Origin of the sequence: Enterocloster citroniae (genome assembly GCF_040545455.1) — a bacterium.
Taxonomy (GTDB): Bacteria; Bacillota; Clostridia; order Lachnospirales; family Lachnospiraceae; genus Enterocloster; species Enterocloster citroniae.
Genome location: NZ_JBEPLZ010000037.1, coordinates 17,268 through 34,971, shown reverse-complemented (window position 1 = coordinate 34,971; position 17,704 = coordinate 17,268). Strand labels below are relative to the sequence as shown.

At 50.0% G+C, this 17,704-nt stretch carries 14 protein-coding genes; all 14 read right to left on the bottom strand.

Annotated features, from left to right (window positions below):
• Positions 1 to 138: 138 nt before the first annotated feature.
• Complete coding sequence (gene tsf, locus ABID13_RS26620; RefSeq protein WP_007858077.1) at positions 139 to 1,074, bottom strand: translation elongation factor Ts; 936 nt, start codon at positions 1,072 to 1,074, stop codon at positions 139 to 141.
• Between the two features lie 36 nt (positions 1,075 to 1,110).
• Positions 1,111 to 1,857 (bottom strand): 30S ribosomal protein S2, encoded by a 747-nt coding sequence (rpsB, locus tag ABID13_RS26615; RefSeq protein ID WP_007858079.1) that lies wholly within the window; start codon positions 1,855 to 1,857, stop codon positions 1,111 to 1,113.
• Between the two features lie 254 nt (positions 1,858 to 2,111).
• Complete coding sequence (gene codY / locus ABID13_RS26610; protein ID WP_007858080.1) at positions 2,112 to 2,900, bottom strand: GTP-sensing pleiotropic transcriptional regulator CodY; 789 nt, start codon at positions 2,898 to 2,900, stop codon at positions 2,112 to 2,114.
• A 156-nt stretch (positions 2,901 to 3,056) separates the two neighbouring features.
• Positions 3,057 to 5,144, bottom strand: coding sequence for a type I DNA topoisomerase (gene topA, locus ABID13_RS26605; protein ID WP_045092549.1), 2,088 nt, complete (start codon positions 5,142 to 5,144; stop codon positions 3,057 to 3,059).
• Positions 5,145 to 5,194: 50 nt separating this feature from the next.
• The gene (dprA, locus tag ABID13_RS26600; protein ID WP_045092668.1) at positions 5,195 to 6,352 is read right to left on the bottom strand and encodes a DNA-processing protein DprA; all 1,158 of its coding nucleotides are present in this window, start codon (positions 6,350 to 6,352) and stop codon (positions 5,195 to 5,197) included.
• Positions 6,349 to 7,890: a YifB family Mg chelatase-like AAA ATPase gene (locus ABID13_RS26595; protein ID WP_048931214.1), complete on the bottom strand. Its 1,542-nt coding sequence runs from the start codon at positions 7,888 to 7,890 to the stop codon at positions 6,349 to 6,351. Before ABID13_RS26595 ends, dprA begins: the two co-directional genes overlap by 4 nt.
• A gap of 238 nt (positions 7,891 to 8,128) precedes the next feature.
• Complete coding sequence (locus tag ABID13_RS26590) at positions 8,129 to 8,908, bottom strand: TIGR03915 family putative DNA repair protein (RefSeq protein ID WP_048931215.1); 780 nt, start codon at positions 8,906 to 8,908, stop codon at positions 8,129 to 8,131.
• A gap of 13 nt (positions 8,909 to 8,921) precedes the next feature.
• Complete coding sequence (locus ABID13_RS26585) at positions 8,922 to 10,538, bottom strand: putative DNA modification/repair radical SAM protein (RefSeq protein WP_007858093.1); 1,617 nt, start codon at positions 10,536 to 10,538, stop codon at positions 8,922 to 8,924.
• A 171-nt stretch (positions 10,539 to 10,709) separates the two neighbouring features.
• Positions 10,710 to 11,726, bottom strand: coding sequence for a UDP-glucose 4-epimerase GalE (gene galE, locus ABID13_RS26580; protein ID WP_007858095.1), 1,017 nt, complete (start codon positions 11,724 to 11,726; stop codon positions 10,710 to 10,712).
• A gap of 150 nt (positions 11,727 to 11,876) precedes the next feature.
• Positions 11,877 to 13,217 (bottom strand): glycoside hydrolase family 3 protein, encoded by a 1,341-nt coding sequence (locus ABID13_RS26575; RefSeq protein ID WP_048931216.1) that lies wholly within the window; start codon positions 13,215 to 13,217, stop codon positions 11,877 to 11,879.
• A 104-nt stretch (positions 13,218 to 13,321) separates the two neighbouring features.
• On the bottom strand, positions 13,322 to 13,492 hold the full coding sequence (locus ABID13_RS26570; RefSeq protein ID WP_156200224.1) for a hypothetical protein: 171 nt from the start codon (positions 13,490 to 13,492) through the stop codon (positions 13,322 to 13,324).
• A 45-nt stretch (positions 13,493 to 13,537) separates the two neighbouring features.
• Positions 13,538 to 14,170: an RNA polymerase sporulation sigma factor SigK gene (gene sigK, locus ABID13_RS26565; RefSeq protein ID WP_007858098.1), complete on the bottom strand. Its 633-nt coding sequence runs from the start codon at positions 14,168 to 14,170 to the stop codon at positions 13,538 to 13,540.
• Between the two features lie 83 nt (positions 14,171 to 14,253).
• Complete coding sequence (locus ABID13_RS26560) at positions 14,254 to 16,122, bottom strand: LTA synthase family protein (protein ID WP_048931217.1); 1,869 nt, start codon at positions 16,120 to 16,122, stop codon at positions 14,254 to 14,256.
• Between the two features lie 137 nt (positions 16,123 to 16,259).
• Complete coding sequence (locus ABID13_RS26555) at positions 16,260 to 17,597, bottom strand: MATE family efflux transporter (RefSeq protein ID WP_048931218.1); 1,338 nt, start codon at positions 17,595 to 17,597, stop codon at positions 16,260 to 16,262.
• Positions 17,598 to 17,704: the final 107 nt, after the last annotated feature.

Genomic DNA, 17,704 nt, shown 5'->3' with positions numbered 1-17,704 from the left:
AGGCAGACTTTTCAGTGCGCCTTCCGGGCGCAAGCAGGTAACAGCCCCTTATAGGGGCAGAACAAGCCACCGGCTAAGCCGGTGGTCTTGACTTTTATCCGTTTGGACATGATTATCAGTTTGGACATTAACAGGAAATTACATCCCCATCTGCTTAGCTACCTCAGCTGCAAAATCCTCGTTCTTCTTCTCAAGACCTTCACCAGTCTCAAAACGAACAAACTTCTTGATCTTGATGTTGGCGCCGTTTTCCTTAGCTACGGCTGCAACATACTGGGATACGCTCTGCTTGCCGTCCTCAGCCTTAACGTAAACCTGATCCAACAGACAGGTTTCCTTCAGCTCCTTGTTTACACGGCCCTTTACCATACCCTCGATAATCTTATCGTTGGCATCCGGCTTCTCATTCTTAGCAGCTGCTGTGAGGATCTCAGTTTCTTTGGCAATATATTCAGCGCTTACTTCATCCCTGCTGGTGAACATTGGCTTTAATGCAGCTGCCTGCATTGCCACGTTCTTCGCCATCTCAGTAATAGCATCGTTTACAACATCTGTCTCAACATCAATCAGAACGCCGATCTTACCGCCTGCATGGATATAGGAAGCAACAAAACCATTGGCCTCTTCTACCTGCTCAAAACGGCGGATGTTCATGTTCTCGCCAATAATGGCAATCTGGGAAGCCAGTGCTTCCTTCACGGTCAGGGACTCATCCTTGGCCCACTTCTCTTCCAGGAATGCGTCTAAATCCTTAGCGCTTGTGTTCAGAGCCTGTGCTGCCACATCAGCAACATAAGTCTGGAACTTCTCATTCTTAGCAACGAAGTCAGTCTCTGCGTTTACTTCAACTACAACTGCCTTCTTATGATCATCGGTTAATGCGGTAGCCACGATACCTTCAGCCGCGATACGGCCGGCCTTCTTAGCTGCTCCGGCAAGTCCTTTTTCCCTCAGGAATTCAACGGCCTTATCCATATCGCCATCAGTTGCTGCAAGAGCTTTCTTGCAGTCCATCATTCCGGCACCGGTTACTTCTCTTAACTCTTTTACCATTGCTGCGGTTACTGCTGCCATTTCATTTTCCTCCAATTTAAAAGTTTTAAAGTTTAATTAAGCCTCTGCTGCCTCAAATGTCTGGGCAGGAATCTCCAGCTCCATTGCACCTTCTAAAACTTCACCCTGCTTAGCTTCAATCACTGCATCAGCCATCTTGGAAACGATCAGCTTAACAGCTCTGATAGCGTCATCGTTGCCAGGGATAACGTAATCCAGTTCCTCAGGATCACAGTTGGTATCAACAATACCAATTAACGGAATACCCAGTGTGTGAGCTTCCTGTACACAGATATGCTCTTTCTTAGGATCTACGATAAAGATTGCATCCGGAAGCTTCTTCATATCCTTGATTCCGCCCAGGTTCTTCTCTAACTTATCCCATTCCTTCTTTAACTCAATAACTTCCTTCTTAGGAAGAACATCAAATGTTCCGTCTGTGGACATGGTCTCAATCTGTTTCAGTCTTGCAATACGGCTCTGGATGGTCTTGAAGTTGGTCAGCATACCGCCCAGCCATCTCTCATTAACAAAGTACATACCGCAGCGCTCAGCTTCAGCCTTGATTGCTTCCTGTGCCTGCTTCTTTGTACCTACAAACAGGATGGTGCCTCCCTCAGCAGCAATATCGGATACTGCCTTGTAAGCCTCATCAACCTTGCCTACAGACTTCTGTAAGTCGATGATGTAGATACCGTTTCTCTCGGTATAGATGTATGGAGCCATCTTAGGGTTCCATCTTCTTGTCTGGTGACCAAAGTGTACGCCAGCTTCCAGTAACTGCTTCATTGAAATAACGCTCATGTTCTTTACCTCCATGTGGTTTTAGCCTGCTACGCTTCACGTAGGTTCAGGCACTTCCGTCTGCTTCTCATGTTTCCCGGAAGACCTGTCCGAATATTAGTTTCCAGTTAAATGTTGGTTTCCAATATACATCCAGGCACCGTCCCGTAGAATCCACAGACGTGTTTTTTGTCAGCCTTACAAATATAACATAAAAACAGACAGCTTGCAAGCACTTTTACGTGTTTTTGCAAACTGTCTGTCATCTTTGTCATCTACTTCAGATTTGAGTTGGATGCCTTAATCGCTTTCAATTCATCAAACACCACATCATTGAGCACCTTGATGTAGGTTCCCTTCATTCCGGAAGAACGGGACTCGATCACGCCGGCGCTCTCAAACTTGCGCAGGGCATTGACGATCACGGAACGGGTGATTCCCACACGGTCTGCGATCTTGCTTGCCACCAGGATCCCCTCATTCCCATCCAGTTCCTCAAAAATATGGATGATGGCCTCCAGCTCTGAAAATGAAAGGGTGCTGATGGCTGATTTGACAATCTGCACCTTTCTTGTCTCCTCTGCATTCTCCTCATTCACGGAGCGCATCATCTCAAGTCCCACCACGGTGGTGCCGTACTCGCTCAATATGATATCATCAATATCAAAATGGTCGTCAGACTTATAAATAAACAGTGTTCCCAGCCGCTCCCCCGCAATGTCAATGGGGGTAATGATGGCCTGGTACTTTCTTACATTTTCCTCTGCAAATCCCAAGGTTGCCAGGTTCACATTTTCCTTGGTAGACAAAACGCTGAGGAGACGCTCATTCAGCATCTTATCGATGTAACCGCCTACCTGGTCCTCAATCAGCTCCTCAATCTCATCCACTCCGGGACAAATACTTACACCAAGCACTTTTCCCTTCTTGCTGATCACAAGAATATTGGATAACAATATCTCGCTCAATACCTTGCAGATGTCATTGAATACCACTTTATGCGAATTGTTGTTATGCAATAGCTTGTTAATTTTCCTCGTTTTGTCCAACAATTGAACGCTCATAATCGAAAACCTCCTTATCCAATTTGTATAACGCCCCAAAATGCCCTACTAATAATTGAATTTTAGCACAATTTTTAAGCAATAACAAGAGTTTTTTGAAGTTTTCGATTATTTTAAGATTTATATATATTTCCTTATTTACATTTACATTTTTTTCTATTTTTCCTTTATGTCCATGCGGTATCCGCAGGTTTCATTGGAGCAGAGAAGCTTGTTGCCCTTTTCCACCATGTAAGAACCACAGTTAGGGCACTTCTGGTTGGAGGGTTTCTGCCATGACATGAAATCACAATCCGGATTGGCCTCGCACCCGTAGTACAACCGGCCCTTCTTTGTCTTCTTGCGGACCACTTCCTTTCCGCACTTGGGACAGGGCACACCGATCTTCTCAAAATACGGCTTTGTATTCTTGCAGTCCGGGAAACCGGGGCATGCAAGGAATTTTCCGTGAGGGCCGTACTTGATCACCATCTGACGGCCGCAGAGGTCACAGACCTCATCAGAAACCTCATCAGCGATCTTCACTGATTCCAACTCCTGCTCAGCGATCTGAACAGCCTCGTCCAGATCCGGATAGAAATTGCTCACAACAGTCTTCCACGCAACGGTTCCGTCCGCCACCTTATCCAGCAATGATTCCATGTTGGCCGTAAAGTTGGGATCCACAATGCTGGGGAATGAGTTTTTCATAATGCGGTTTACCACATCTCCCAGTTCCGTCACATAAAGGTTCTTGCTCTCCTTTACCACATACCTTCTGGCAATAATGGTGGTAATAGTGGGCGCATAAGTACTTGGACGGCCAATGCCCTGCTCTTCCAGCGCTTTTACAAGGGAAGCTTCCGTGTAATGTGCCGGCGGCTGGGTGAAATGCTGGCTTGGATCCAGATGGTCCAGCTTTAATTTTGTTCCCTTTTCCAGGTTGCCCAGCACCTGGTTCTTTTCCTCCTCGTCATCTGACTCCACATAGACGGACATAAAGCCCTCAAAGGTCAGCCTTGAAGCGGATGTGGTGAAAATATGGCTGCCTGCCCCGATCCTCACGGAAGTGGTCTCATAAACAGCGGAAGCCATACGGCTGGCTGTAAAGCGCTTCCAGATCAGCTGGTACAGGCGGAACAGATCCCTTTGAAGGGATTCTTTTACAATGGTAGGAGTCAATGTAATATCAGTGGGACGGATGGCCTCATGGGCATCCTGGATCTTCCCGTTCTCTTTTTTAGTCTGGGTGCCCTGGGTCACATAGTCCGCGCCGTAATGTTCTTTTACAAACTCTCTTGCTGCTGCGTCCGCCTCGTCTGCGATACGTGTGGAATCCGTACGCAGGTAGGTGATAAGACCCAGGGTTCCATGGCCCTTAACCTCTACGCCTTCATACAGCTGCTGAGCCAGACGCATGGTCTTTTGTGTGGAGAAATTCAGCGCCTTGGAAGCTTCCTGCTGAAGGGTACTGGTGGTAAACGGAATGGGTGCCTTCTTGACACGCTCCCCCTTCTTCACTTCCTCCACCTCATAGCTGCAGCCTTCCAGTTCCTTTAAGATCTGATCCAGTTCTTCCTTGTTGCGGATCGTGGACTTGCCGCCTTTAGAATCCCTGGTACCGTAGTACTTGCCCGTTAACGCCTTTTTACTTCCCTTCATCAAAAGGTCGGCATCCAGATTCCAGTATTCCTCCGGAATAAAAGCGTTGATCTCGTCCTCCCTGTCGCAGATCATCCTCAGGGCAACCGACTGCACACGTCCTGCACTTAAGCCCCTCTTGACCTTTGCCCAGAGAAGGGGGCTGATGCGGTAACCAACCATACGGTCCAGCATCCTTCTTGTCTGCTGTGCGTTCACCAGGTTCATGTCCAGGTCCCTGGGAGATTTAAAGGAAGCTTTTACAGCATTCTTGGTAATCTCATTAAAGCTGATCCGGTATACATCCTTGCCCTTTTGCTCATCCAGCTTTAACGCCTTCATCAGATGCCAGGATATGGCCTCCCCTTCACGGTCAGGGTCTGTTGCCAGATAGATCTTATCCGCTTTTTTCACTTCCTTGCGAAGCTTTGCCAGCACATCGCCTTTTCCTCTGATCGTAATGTACTTTGGTTCATAGTCATGCTCCGCATCAAAACCCAACTGGCTTTTGGGAAGGTCTCTCACGTGGCCCCCTGAGGCATCCACCTCATAGTTGTTTCCCAGAAACTTCTTGATGGTTTTTACTTTTGCTGGTGACTCCACAATTACCAGATAATTTGCCATTGTAAAACTCCTTATTCCCTGTTCTTATATTGATAAATACACATAAATTACTATTCGTTTGTCATTCCTTGTACGTAGTACTGGCCTCTCGCCCGCACTGCATATCCTCCCAGTTCCAGTTCCAGCAGAGCGCTCATACAAAGGCTCACAGAAAGTCCTGTAAGCACTGCGATCTGTTCCGGGTTTCTGGGTTCGGAATCCAGGCAACTATACACCATTTTTTCAATCTTGGCAAGTCCCTTATTGTCTTTTTTGTTAGAAATCCTTTGTTTTTCGTAAAAAATGCCCATATCTTCCAGGACATCCAAAGGGGATGTCAGGATCCCCGCTCCGGCTCTGATCAGATAATTGCACCCCTGGCTTAGGGGATCTGTAATCCTGCCGGGAAGGGCATATATATCCTTTCCCTGTTCCAGTCCCAGCTGCGCCGTGATCAAGGAACCACTCTTTTGCCTGGCCTCAATCACCAGGATCGCGTCAGATAATCCGCTTATGATCCGGTTGCGCACAGGAAAATTCCGGGCGCAGGGCTCTTCCTGGGGCGCATACTCAGATATGATACCGCCCTTTTCAAGAATCTGTTCAAACAGTCTGTAATTTGTTTTGGGATAACAGATATTTACCCCACAGCCCAGCACTGCGAAAGTCCTTCCTCCGCCTTTTACAGCTCCCGCGTGGCCGGCCCCATCGATTCCCAGGGCAAGGCCGCTGATAACCTGTACCCCTTGTCCGGCCAGTTCCCTGCTTATATACTCCGCAGACTGTTTTCCATAGAATGTACAGTTTCTGGCCCCGATCACCGCTGCTGTGGGAATCTCCTCCTTTGGAAGTTCCCCTTTTACATAGAGTCCCATGGGATAGTCATAAATATGCCCCAGACGTTTTGGATATTCCGGATCAAGGGGTGTTACAAAACGGATTCCCTTTTCCGGCAGGCTGTGGTACTCCTGGCGCATGGGTTCCAGTTCCTTCTTCCATCTGTCAAATTGAAGGCATTGTTTTTCGCTGCGCAGGATTCCCATTCGGCGCAATTCTGTTCCTTCTATATAATATACATTCTCGAATCCTCCTGCCCGCTCACCGGCCTTTTTAACAGTCACGGCGCCAACACCCGGACACCTGGTGAGCCAATAGATGAACTCCTTTTCCCTGTTTAATTTAAGGACCGGGCCTTCCTGCTCCAACTGTCCTAACCTGTCCTTTATCATCCCCATAATTTATCCTCCAGCATTCCATAGCCCAACGCTTCCGCCAGGTGCTCCCGTCTGATGGAGCCGCATCCCGCAAGGTCGGCTATGGTCCGCGCTACTTTTAATGCTTTGTGATACCGCCTGGCGCTGAGTCCTCGTGTTTCATATGCTGATTTTATCAGGCGCTTTTCCTTTTGTCCTAGTACGCAGTACTGGGCCACCTCCCTGGGCCCCATATGGCTGTTGAACCGTATCCCGGTTCCCTCATAACGATTTCTCTGAATCTGTACGGCAGCCTCCACCCGTTCCCGGATGGATGCGGAATCCTCATTGTCCTGGTTTTTGCCGCTTAACTCCTCAAATGAGATCATGCTGGCCTCTGCGCAGAGATCGAACCGGTTTAGTACAGGCCGTGATATATGTTCCAGATATCTTTGGATCTGTGTCTCGGAGCAGTTACACCTGGTCCTGTCCGGATAAAATCCGCATGGGCACGGGTTAATGGCTGCTACGATGAGAAAATCGGCCGGGAACTCATAGTTTCCATGTACCCTGGTAACCGTAACCCGGCGCTCTTCAAGTGGCTGTCTCAGTATGTCTATGGCTTTTCGTCCAAAGTGGGGCAGCTCATCCAGAAAAAGTATCCCCCCTGATGCCAGGGATAGTTCGCCCGGCTTTGCCATTCCACCACCTCCCGTCAGGGCAAGAGGCGTGACGGTGTGGTGGGGATTTCTGAATGGACGGTGCGACAAAAGAGGCTGCCCCTGGGGCAGCATACCGCAGATGCTGTATATCTTTGATATCTCGATGTCCTCCTCCCTGGATAAAGCCGGCATAATGGTGGGAATCCGTTTGGCCACCATGGTTTTTCCGGTTCCGGCACTGCCGCTCATGAGAAGGCCGTGCATTCCGGAAGCCGCGATCTCAGCAGCCCGTCTCAGGACCAGCTGCCCGTTTACATCCCGAAAATCCACATCATACTCTTTCCCTGTCTCACCCCCGGCATTTTCCTTCAGGCTGCCCGGCTTCAGCACTTCTATGGATCCAGGCGTTCTCAGCATGCGGACCATTTGTTCCAGGGACTCTACCCCCACTATATCTATATTTCGGATCACCAACCCTTCCCTGGCATTTTCCACCGGCAGAAAGCATCGCCTTAATCCGTGTTCCCTGGCAGCATCCACCATGGAAAGCACACCGTTCACAGGCTTTACCCTCCCATCCAGCCCCAACTCTCCAATGACAAAACAGTCCTGTAGCGCGCATAGATCCACCTGCTCAAATGCCCCCAATACAGCCACGGCTATGGCCAGGTCGTAAGCGGTTCCCCCTTTTCGTATCCCTGCCGGGGATAAATTCACCGTGATCTTCCGGGCCGGCAGCCTGAATCCGGAGTTTCTAAGAGCCGTGCGCACCCGCTCCTGAGATTCCCTGACCTCGGAAGCCAGATGGCCGGAAATAGAAAAAGCAGGCAGCCCCCCTGATACATCTGCCTCCACTGACACAAGAAAGCCGTCCACAGCCCGTATACCTCCGCTGTTGATTTTTGTAAACATTCATATTTCCTTTCTTTTGTGTGTTTGATTCATAGTACCCCTGTCAAATGAGGGTATCGTGTGTTATAAAATTGGAATATAGCACAAACCGTGCCTGATCGTAGCAAGACAGAGCAGGAAGATACCTGCTCCTCTGAATTAAGATAGTATTACTATACTAAAATACTGTTAAAAAAACAAGGGTATCTTATAATTACATTCTGTGATGTATCTCAAGGCAGCCTGGAGCAGCACGGGCTCACTTGCGAAATTCCGTCATGTAGGGCCTGAAACGCAAAGGTAAATGGTTTCTCTGGCAGACAGGATTCTTCCTTTCCTTAATGGCAATGGTATTAAAAAAGGCAATCCACAGGTCCTCATACTCCTGTTCATCTGTGTCCTGTTCAAGGCACAGCTGCCAAATTCCACCATTCCCTGACTGCTCCATGGGATGATTGACGATCATCCAGTCCCTTCCCCTTGGGTGGACCGCTGCCTTCTCCCTGTTCTCATCATAAATCACCCAGTTTTCCTCAGGAAGCCTGTCGGCAAAATGGGGTGCCAGGAGCGTCATCACATCGTTCTTTGGCCCGATCCTGGATACCAACATGCCTCCCGGAGCCTGGGAAAAACGAAGGAACTCCACCAGCAGATGGTTTTCATTATATACATTACGGCACATCTGAAAGAGTTCATAGTTCTCCGGAATCTGGAGCTGATCCAATATCTCCGGCCCCATGGCAAAGGCCCGTACCAAAAAGCGGTAGATCTTATCCGCCCTGTCACCGTCCTGGCTCAGGGATGCCACATAAATCTTCTCATAAACACTTTGTGACAGCTTTTTACACACGGACCGTGTTACCTTTCCCACCTTTTCAGGTGACGCCCCCACATCCACATATTCACTGAAAAGCTCCATCTCCTGATAGGTTCCCTTAAGTTCCAGGCGCACGTTATCATGCCCTTTAAGCCCCATCCAGGCATCATAGATGCCGCACAGGATCCCCTCAAAATCCGGATTACACAGATAAATGGTCATGATCCCTTACCTCCTAAAGATTCCCCAGCACGGCTGTATATTGGTCCTCATCTGTAACCGGCATCTCCATATGCATATCATCAAACAGCGACAGCTGCCTGAAACAGTCCTTGTGTTCTATATCCCAGGCAGCCCTTCTCTCATCCCCTATGAGACAGTTGGTGATATAGTCCTGGTCCAATCTTGCCCCTTCCATCATGCGGCCTGAACAGGTGATAAAATATCTAGCCCGCTTCAGCACCACCCCCAGCTTCTTCAGGTCCTCAAAGCCCAGCTTTCCTGCACTTCTGGCAGACACGATCCTCACGGCGGACTTCACCCCCATTCCCGGGACACGAAGCAGTTCATCATAAGAAGCCCTGTTCACCTCCACGGGAAATCCCTCCAGATGGCGAAGGGCCCAGTCACACTTGGGATCCAGAAACACGTTAAAATTCGGCTTATCCTCTGACAGCAGTTCCTCTGCCTTAAAGCCATAGAACCGCAGCAGCCAGTCCGCCTGATACAGCCTGTGCTCCCTGAGCAGGGGCGGCCCCCCGGGCAGGCTGGGAAGGCTGCTGTCCTCATTCACCGGAATATATGCGGAATAAAATACCCGCTTCAACCCAAAGTTCCGGTAAAGGGCCTGGGTCACGGACATCATCTGATAATCATTCTCCGGAGTTGCCCCCACGATCATCTGGGTACTCTGCCCCGCGGGCACAAAGGCTGACTTCTTATACCTGGAGGCGGGAAGAACCAGATGGCTCTTATGGGCATCCCAGGATGCAGCGCCGGCTGTGGTGCCGGCTGTGGTGCCGGCTGCTATACCGGTTGTTATACCGGTTGATGGATCGGATGGTTGAAGATCCGGTACTCTTCCCACGGACCGGTCTGAATCATCTCTTTCCTCCAGCACCCCCAAGGGTGCCTGGGCCAGCTTCGGATCGATCAGGGCCGCGCCCCCGGCAAAGCCTGCATGCTTTGTGCTGTAGGGCTTCTTATACTCCCTGTCATACCCCAGCAGATGGCTGGATACAGAGATCCCCTGCTGGATCTGGCGCATGGGGCTTAGGATCTTATCCCGGGTCTTTCCAGGCGCCAGGTTCTTAAGCCCCTCTGCTGTGGGCAGTTCCAGATTAACGCTCATCCTGTCGGCCAGGAACCCTACGCGCTCCACCAGCTCAGGATCAGCGCCCGGTATAGCCTTCACGTGGATATAGCCGTTAAAATTCCACTGGTTCCTGAGCTTGTACATGGTCTCGTATATCTGCTCCATGGTGTATGTGGCATTATACAAAATGCCGGAGCTCAGGAAAAGACCTTCAATATAATTCCTCCGATAGAATTCAATGGTCAGTTTACAGACCTCGTCCGGTGTAAAAGCAGTCCTCACCACATCATTGGTACACCGGTTCACACAGTACTTACAGTCGTAAATGCACTGGTTGGTGAACAGGATCTTAAGCAGGGATATGCACCGCCCGTCCGCCGCAAAGCTGTGACAGATTCCCGCCTCCGATGTATTCCCAATACTTCCGGCCTTACCCCTGCGCTTCACACCGCTGGATGTACAGGCCACATCATACTTTGCCGCATCTGTCAATATCTTAAGTTTTTCCTGTATGGTTAAATTCTCCTGAATCAGCATGGCATCGCCCGTCCTCGAACATATGTTTGTTTTAACAGTTTACCATAAGGCCGCGGTAAAATCAACCCCTGATGCAAACATTTGTTCTTTTATATTAAAAACCGTATATAAAAAAAGCCCGGAGCCAGACAGATACTTCCAGCTCCGGGCCTGCAAAAGCCTGTATTTTATTTAATCCCTGTAGCCATTTGGGTTCATGGACTGCCATTTCCATGAATCAGCGCACATTTCCTCAATTCCCTTTTCAGCCCTCCAGCCCAATTCCCTGCCGGCTTTTGCGGAGTCGGAATAGCACACTGCCACATCTCCGTCCCTGCGGGGCCGGATCTCATACTTTAATGTCTGGCCGCAGGCCTTTTCATAGGCATGGAGCACATCCAGCACACTGTAACCAACGCCCGTACCCAGGTTGTAGATGCTGACTCCCTCCCTGTCTTCCAGCTTTTTAACAGCCTTCACATGGCCCTTTGCCAGGTCCACCACATGGATGTAGTCGCGCACTCCGGTCCCATCAGGCGTGTCATAATCATTGCCAAATACATTGAGATGTTCCAGCTTGCCCACTGCCACCTGGGCAATATAAGGAACCAGGTTGTTGGGGATCCCCTTTGGATCCTCGCCGATCAGGCCGCTCTCATGGGCTCCGATGGGATTAAAGTAGCGCAGAAGGACCACATTCCACTGATCATCCGCGGTATGCAGGTCAGTGAGGATCTGCTCCAGCATTCCTTTGGTGCGTCCGTAAGGATTGGTGATCTCCCCCTTAGGGCAGTTCTCGGTAATGGGAATCTCGGCAGGATCCCCGTACACGGTTGCAGATGAACTGAATACAATATTCTTAACCCCATGGTTCCTCATCTCATCACAGAGGATCAGGGTTCCTGTTATATTATTGTGATAGTATTCAAGAGGCTTGTGAACAGACTCACCCACTGCCTTCAGGCCTGCAAAATGGATGACAGACTCAATGTTCTCCTTATCAAATACGTTCTTTAGTGCGGGCTGGTCAAGCAAGTCCACCTCATAGAATGTAACCTTCCTGCCGGTAATCTGCTCCACTCTCTGAAGCGCCTTCTCACTGGAATTGTAAAGGTTGTCTACTACTACTACATCATAACCTGCATTTAAAAGTTCCACGCAGGTGTGGCTTCCGATATAACCGGCGCCTCCAGTCACTAAAATCGCCATTGCTTTTCCTCCTTATGAACACTTGGTTGCCGCAAAAAGACGGAACAGGTTCCAAATTCACCGGTCCCGCCTGCTATGACTAGTATAAAGGCAAACACATCATAAGACAATGCACAATTCTTTTATCTTTTTATAATATTTTTTGAATTTTTATGAAAATGATCCTGACAGCCCGGCTTTCACCTTCAAAATGCGCAGTACGGATCCATCCAGACGCTCCACGGAAATCTCCCCGTCCCGGACTGCCCGGACCACCTCCTCATAGGCCGCATGGAAATCCGCGGGCATCAGCAGCATATCCGCACCGGCCTTAAAGGCCATCACTGCCGCTTGACCTGACGGGTAATGCTCCTGTATAGCCCCCATATTCAGCGCATCCGTAATGATGATCCCCTCATATCCCATTTTCTCCCGCAAATACCCCTGCAGCGCCTCCCCTGAAAGGGAACATGGAACATCTTCCCCCGTAATCCTTGGCAGGGATATGTGTCCTGCCATGATAAAGGGCACCTGCCGCTCTGCCATGGCATAAAAAGGCACCAGATCCGTTTTCTCAAGTTCTTCCCATGTCTTATCCGCATAGGCATATCCCTGGTGGCTGTCCCCTTTTGTGGCCCCATGGCCCGGGAAATGCTTTGGTACTCCATAGACTCCCTGACCTGTAAGCCCGTCCAGATAGGCCAATGACATTTTTGTCACCAATTCCGGGTCCGTCCCAAAGGAACGTGTCTTTACCACCGTATTATCCGGGTTGGTGAGCACATCCGCATCCGGGGCAAAATCCACATTGATGCCGTACTCTCTCAGATATGTCCCAATGGTATTACCCGCATCGTAAGCCATTGCCCAGTCACCGGATGCTCCGATCTCAGCCATTGCAGACACCTGCTCCACCTGAAATCCCTCATGAGTACCGATCCTGGCAATATCCCCTCCCTCCTCGTCAATGGAAAGAAACAGAGGGATCCCGCTGTGTTCCATGGCATATGCCTGGGTATGTGAAGTCATCTCCTTTAGCTGGGCTGGGTCCACCAGGTTTCCGGAAAAATAGATAAGTCCGCCCACCGGGTATTGCTTTAGCGCTTCCCTAATGGTTTCATCCGCCACAGTGACCTGGGAACCGCCTGTCAGCTGCTCCGGAGTGATAATGAACAGCTGGGCTGCCTTTTCCTCCATGGTCATCTGGTCCAGGATCTCACGGGCCCACTCCGTCTGTCTGCCCGCATCCTGCTCCTCTGCCATCCGGTCACGGCTCTCCTGCCCCTCTGCCCCATTCGTATCCTTCCCGCCCTGAAGCCCGTTCTCGGAATCGTTTCCCCGTTCCCTGCTCCAAAGCCGTTCCGAGGAAAGATGCTCCTTTCCCCTGCTCCGCACCAGACCAATAAGGCAGACACACACAATTCCGGCTGTCAGGACCACGGTCCCGCCTATCATATATTTTGACCATGCCTTTGGCTCACGCTTTTTTCTTGATTGTCCTTTTTTGATCAACCTTGTCTCTCCTTCTGTCTATCATGTTTCCGTCAGTTATATTCAAAATTGGGAACATCTCACCCGTGTCTTCGGTTTTTCAGCGTTGGGAGCGCACATGGACATCAGATATTCATAGGCATCTCCAATCCGGGCAAATCTTCCATCATTTCTATAACTGCAAAGGTTCTTTTGATAAATAATATTGCTTTTTCGATTATATCATATCTCCCCCTAAAACAAAACACCGGAACCTTGAGTTTCCCCCTCAAGTTCCGGTGTCTGTTCAGATTCATTTCTTAATTTATCCGCCAAGGCGCCGTGTTTCACTGACTTTATTTTCAGCCGCCGTGTTTAGAAAACTCCGCCCGTATCTTCTCAATCGCCTTTTTCTCAATGCGGCTCACATAAGAACGTGAGATCCCGAGGTTCCCCGCAATCTCACGCTGGGTATGTTCTTTGCCCCTGTACAGTCCATAACGCATTCCCAATACCGTCTTTTCAGTTTCCGTCAGACAGGATTCAAATGCCTCGTACAGTTCCTTTACGTCCTGTTTCAATATCATGGTATCCAATGTTTCTTTATTGTCCATCTCGATGACGTCTACCAAGCTTACTGTTTCCCCGTCCTTGTCTACCCCTATAGGTTCAAAAAGAGACACTTCTTTGGAAAATTTCTTGCTGGCACGAAGGAGCATCAGTATTTCATTTTCCACGCATCTGGCTGCATAGGTGGCCAGTCGTGAGCCTTTATCTGCATTAAATGTATTCACAGCCTTGATCAGGCCGATAGTCCCAACGGATAGCAGGTCCTCCATATCGTAATCAGAGCCCTGGTACTTTTTTACCACATGGGCCACCAGACGCATATTATGCTCAATCAGCATATCCCTGGCTGACTGGTCGCCCTCTTTGCAGCGTTCCAGATACTCTTTTTCCTCTCCTGCTGTTAATGGTTTCGGAAAAGTCTTCAAAGAAAGCCACCCTGCATATTCTTAATCTTATTCTATGCGGGGGCAGCTTGCCAAGTGCTTTTACAATTTTTTCTAAGCTTATACTATTTTATAACAAACATGTCCTTGTACTTTTTCCTGTCCAGACTGTGGTTGTAAACCAGGGCCTCATAGTCCAGGACCATGTCCTGATAGGGACAGCGCTCCGACTCGGCCTTGGCCCAGTAATAGTAATTGCCCTCCCTGTCATAACAGCCCAGGAAATGGACCACGGGCAGCACTTCCTCCATCCGGAGAAGGAAACGGTTATAGGGTGTCAGTTCCAGATTGGCCATTCTCAGGACCTCTGAGGAGAGGTAGACCGCTCCCAGCTTTCCCATGTCCCGGGAAGGCATGTCATAGTTGGTCCAAATAATAAAGGGTGTCTCATACCACATAAGATGATCCTGTACCGGTACCTCACTGCTTGGCATGCCGGCTATGGCGTCAAAAAATTCGTCCTCCACGCTGGGCTGGTGATCCCCAAACATCACGATCATGGTGGGTTCATCCACCTTGGAAAAATACTCCAGCAGGTACTGAAACGCCTCGTCTGACTTTTTCATCAGGGAAAGGTATTGGTCCGTCTTGGGATACAGGCCTTCATATTCCCCTGTCAGCCATACTTCCTGCTCAAAATTGTCATACTCCTCCTCATATCCCCCATGGTTCTGCATGGTCACATTGAAAATAAAAAGCTTATCCTCAGGCGCCCTCTTGCTCTCCACCACACTGATCAGCTTGTCGTAATCAGCCGCATCGCTCACATAATTGCGAAGCTGTTCACTGTCTTCATAAAATTCCTCGTCCAGAAACGCGTCAAAGCCCATATTATTGTAACACTCCACCCGGTTCCAGTTTTCACCGGGATACGGATGCATGGCCACGGCATCATACCCCTGGTCCTTCAGCGTACTAACCATGGAATATGTATCCGGCTTTACATTAAACTGGTATGCAATGGAATTGGAGGGCAGCAGGGCCATGGAATCCCCTGTGAGAAACTCAAATTCCGAATTGCTGGTAAGGGAACCGAACACGGGGACGCAAAGGCTTCCCTTGACCGTGTTCTCCTCAAGACTGCTGATAAACGGAAAATACTCCGTATTGGTTGTAAAATCCCCTGCAGTCCTGAGATCCGACAGGCTTTCGTTCATAATGCAGATCAGATTCACCGGAGTGATACTGTCATCCTCCAGGGACACGCTTCCCAGGGATGCCAGCCGTACCTGCTCCTCCTCTTCCAGCCTGTCATGTATCTCCTTCAGCTTTGCCGTACTGTAGCCCTGAGGCGGTTTTTTTACCATGTACTGAAGGGACACTGCAGTGGAAAGCACATACCCGTATTCCTTATACGTGTCATTGACAGCCCACATATTGATCCCCAGCCCCCAGCCGGGCACCAGGGAGGTAAAAAACCAGGCTGCAAACCCTCCGATGGCTGCTGCGGTGCCTGCCCCGGCAGCCAGGCGGAGCTTCCACCCCCTGATGCGAAACGGCATAAACCAAAGGGCAATATTCATCAAAATCACACATACACAGGCGATCTTCATCTCCTGGGTAATGACAAATGTATAATTTCCCGAAACGGTCATGGCTGTCTTAAATGCCATGGCATCCCACAGCAGGATGGGACGGTCCCTGAAGGCCACCACAAACGCCTCTGCCAGGGACAGCACCAGCAGGAAAACAGACACCACAGGCACTGCCGCGCGGGTGGTTCCGCTCACCGCAAACAGCATGAGGTACAGCACATACATCCAGGCTATATTGAGAACAGCCATACTCACGGAAACCGTTGCCAGGTTGCCGGTCACATATTCAAAAAGCAGATACGAGATACAAGGCACCAGCAAAAGGCATACGAACTTACATACAGCCTTGATCACGTTCCATCGTTGTTTTAAGTATTTATCCCTGTTTTCCTTTGTCACTGATTCCGTCCTTCTGAAACATTTTCAATCACGAGTTAGAGAGCATTTTTCAAACACACTATAGCACAAACATATTTTCCGTACAAGGTCCAAATGCTTCCATCCGCCTGATTTCACAAAAGGTTCACAATTTCCGATTACAAGCGGATCCGGTACTTTCCGGTGACGATCCGGCGGTAAAAGATAATGGTCAGGACCGTGGCTACGACCCACCCGAAAGGCCATGCCATCCAGATTCCCGTACTTCCAAAACGGCCGGCAAGGAGATTGGCCACAATGATGCGCAGGATCAGATCCGGCACGGTTGCCAGCACAAAATAACCCATGGCCCCGGAACCGCGTATGATCCCGTCCGTGGTCAGCTTAATGGATATCATAAAATACATGGGGCTGACAATGCGCAGGAATTCCATGCCCGAGGCGATGGCCTCCCCGCTGTCTCCATTGAGGAACAGGCCCATCATCTGGCGGCTGAATCCGAAATACAGCGCAAAAAAAGGGATAGCCGCGCACAGGGACAGCCTGATGCCTGTCCTGAATCCCAGAGGGATCCGCTCCATCTTCCCGGCCCCCAGGTTCTGGGCCGTATAGCTGGACAGGCAGCCTCCCAGGGACATAAAGGCGTTGATGGCAAATGTATTCAGCTTGATGGCGCCTGAATATCCGGCGATCACCGCTGATCCGTACCGGTTCACGATCTCCTGCACAAACATGTTTCCAACGGAGAGAACGCTCTGCTGCATAATGCTGGGCACTGCTATGGCCGCGATCTGGGACAGAAGGATAATGTCAAAGAGCACCACCCTCTTATCTGTCCTGATTCCCCGCAGACGCAGGGCCAGGGCGGCAAGGGCCAGCACGGCCGACACGCCCTGGGCGATAAAGGTTGCCCAGGCCACGCCCGCCACCCCCATGCCCAGACCGGCCACAAACCAGTAATCCAGCACAACATTGCCCACCGAAGAACCGATCAGGAAATACAGCGGTGTTCTTGAATCCCCAAGAGCGGTAAAAATCCCTGTGCACACATTGTAGAGGAACAGGAAGGTGAGGCCCAGCACGTAAATCTTCAGATAAAGCTCACCGTCCCCAAAGATATTGGCCGGGGTGTGGATGGCTTCCATCATGGCACCGCAGAACACATATCCCAGCCCGGTCAGCACCAGGCTCATGGCGCCGCAGGCAATAAAGGCCGTGTAGACCGCGGATTTCATTCTCCCCAGGTCCTTTGCTCCAAAGAGCCTGGAGACCACTACGGAGGCCCCCAGGTTGCTCCCCACCGCAAAGGCCATGAATATCACCGTAATGGGATAAGAGGCCCCCACGGCAGCCAGGGCATCCTCCCCCGCAAACCTGCCTGCAATAGCGCTGTCCGCAATATTATACATCTGCTGGAACATGACACTCATAAACATGGGCAGGGCAAACCTCCACAATGTCTTTTTAGGATGCTCCGCTGTCAGATCCGTTATCATACTTAAACTCCCCTCATTTAATTGCTCGCTCCATTATACTCCGACACTTCCGTTCTATCAACTGTGAAAATATATTATGGGCCGATACAGAGCCGGCGCCATACAGA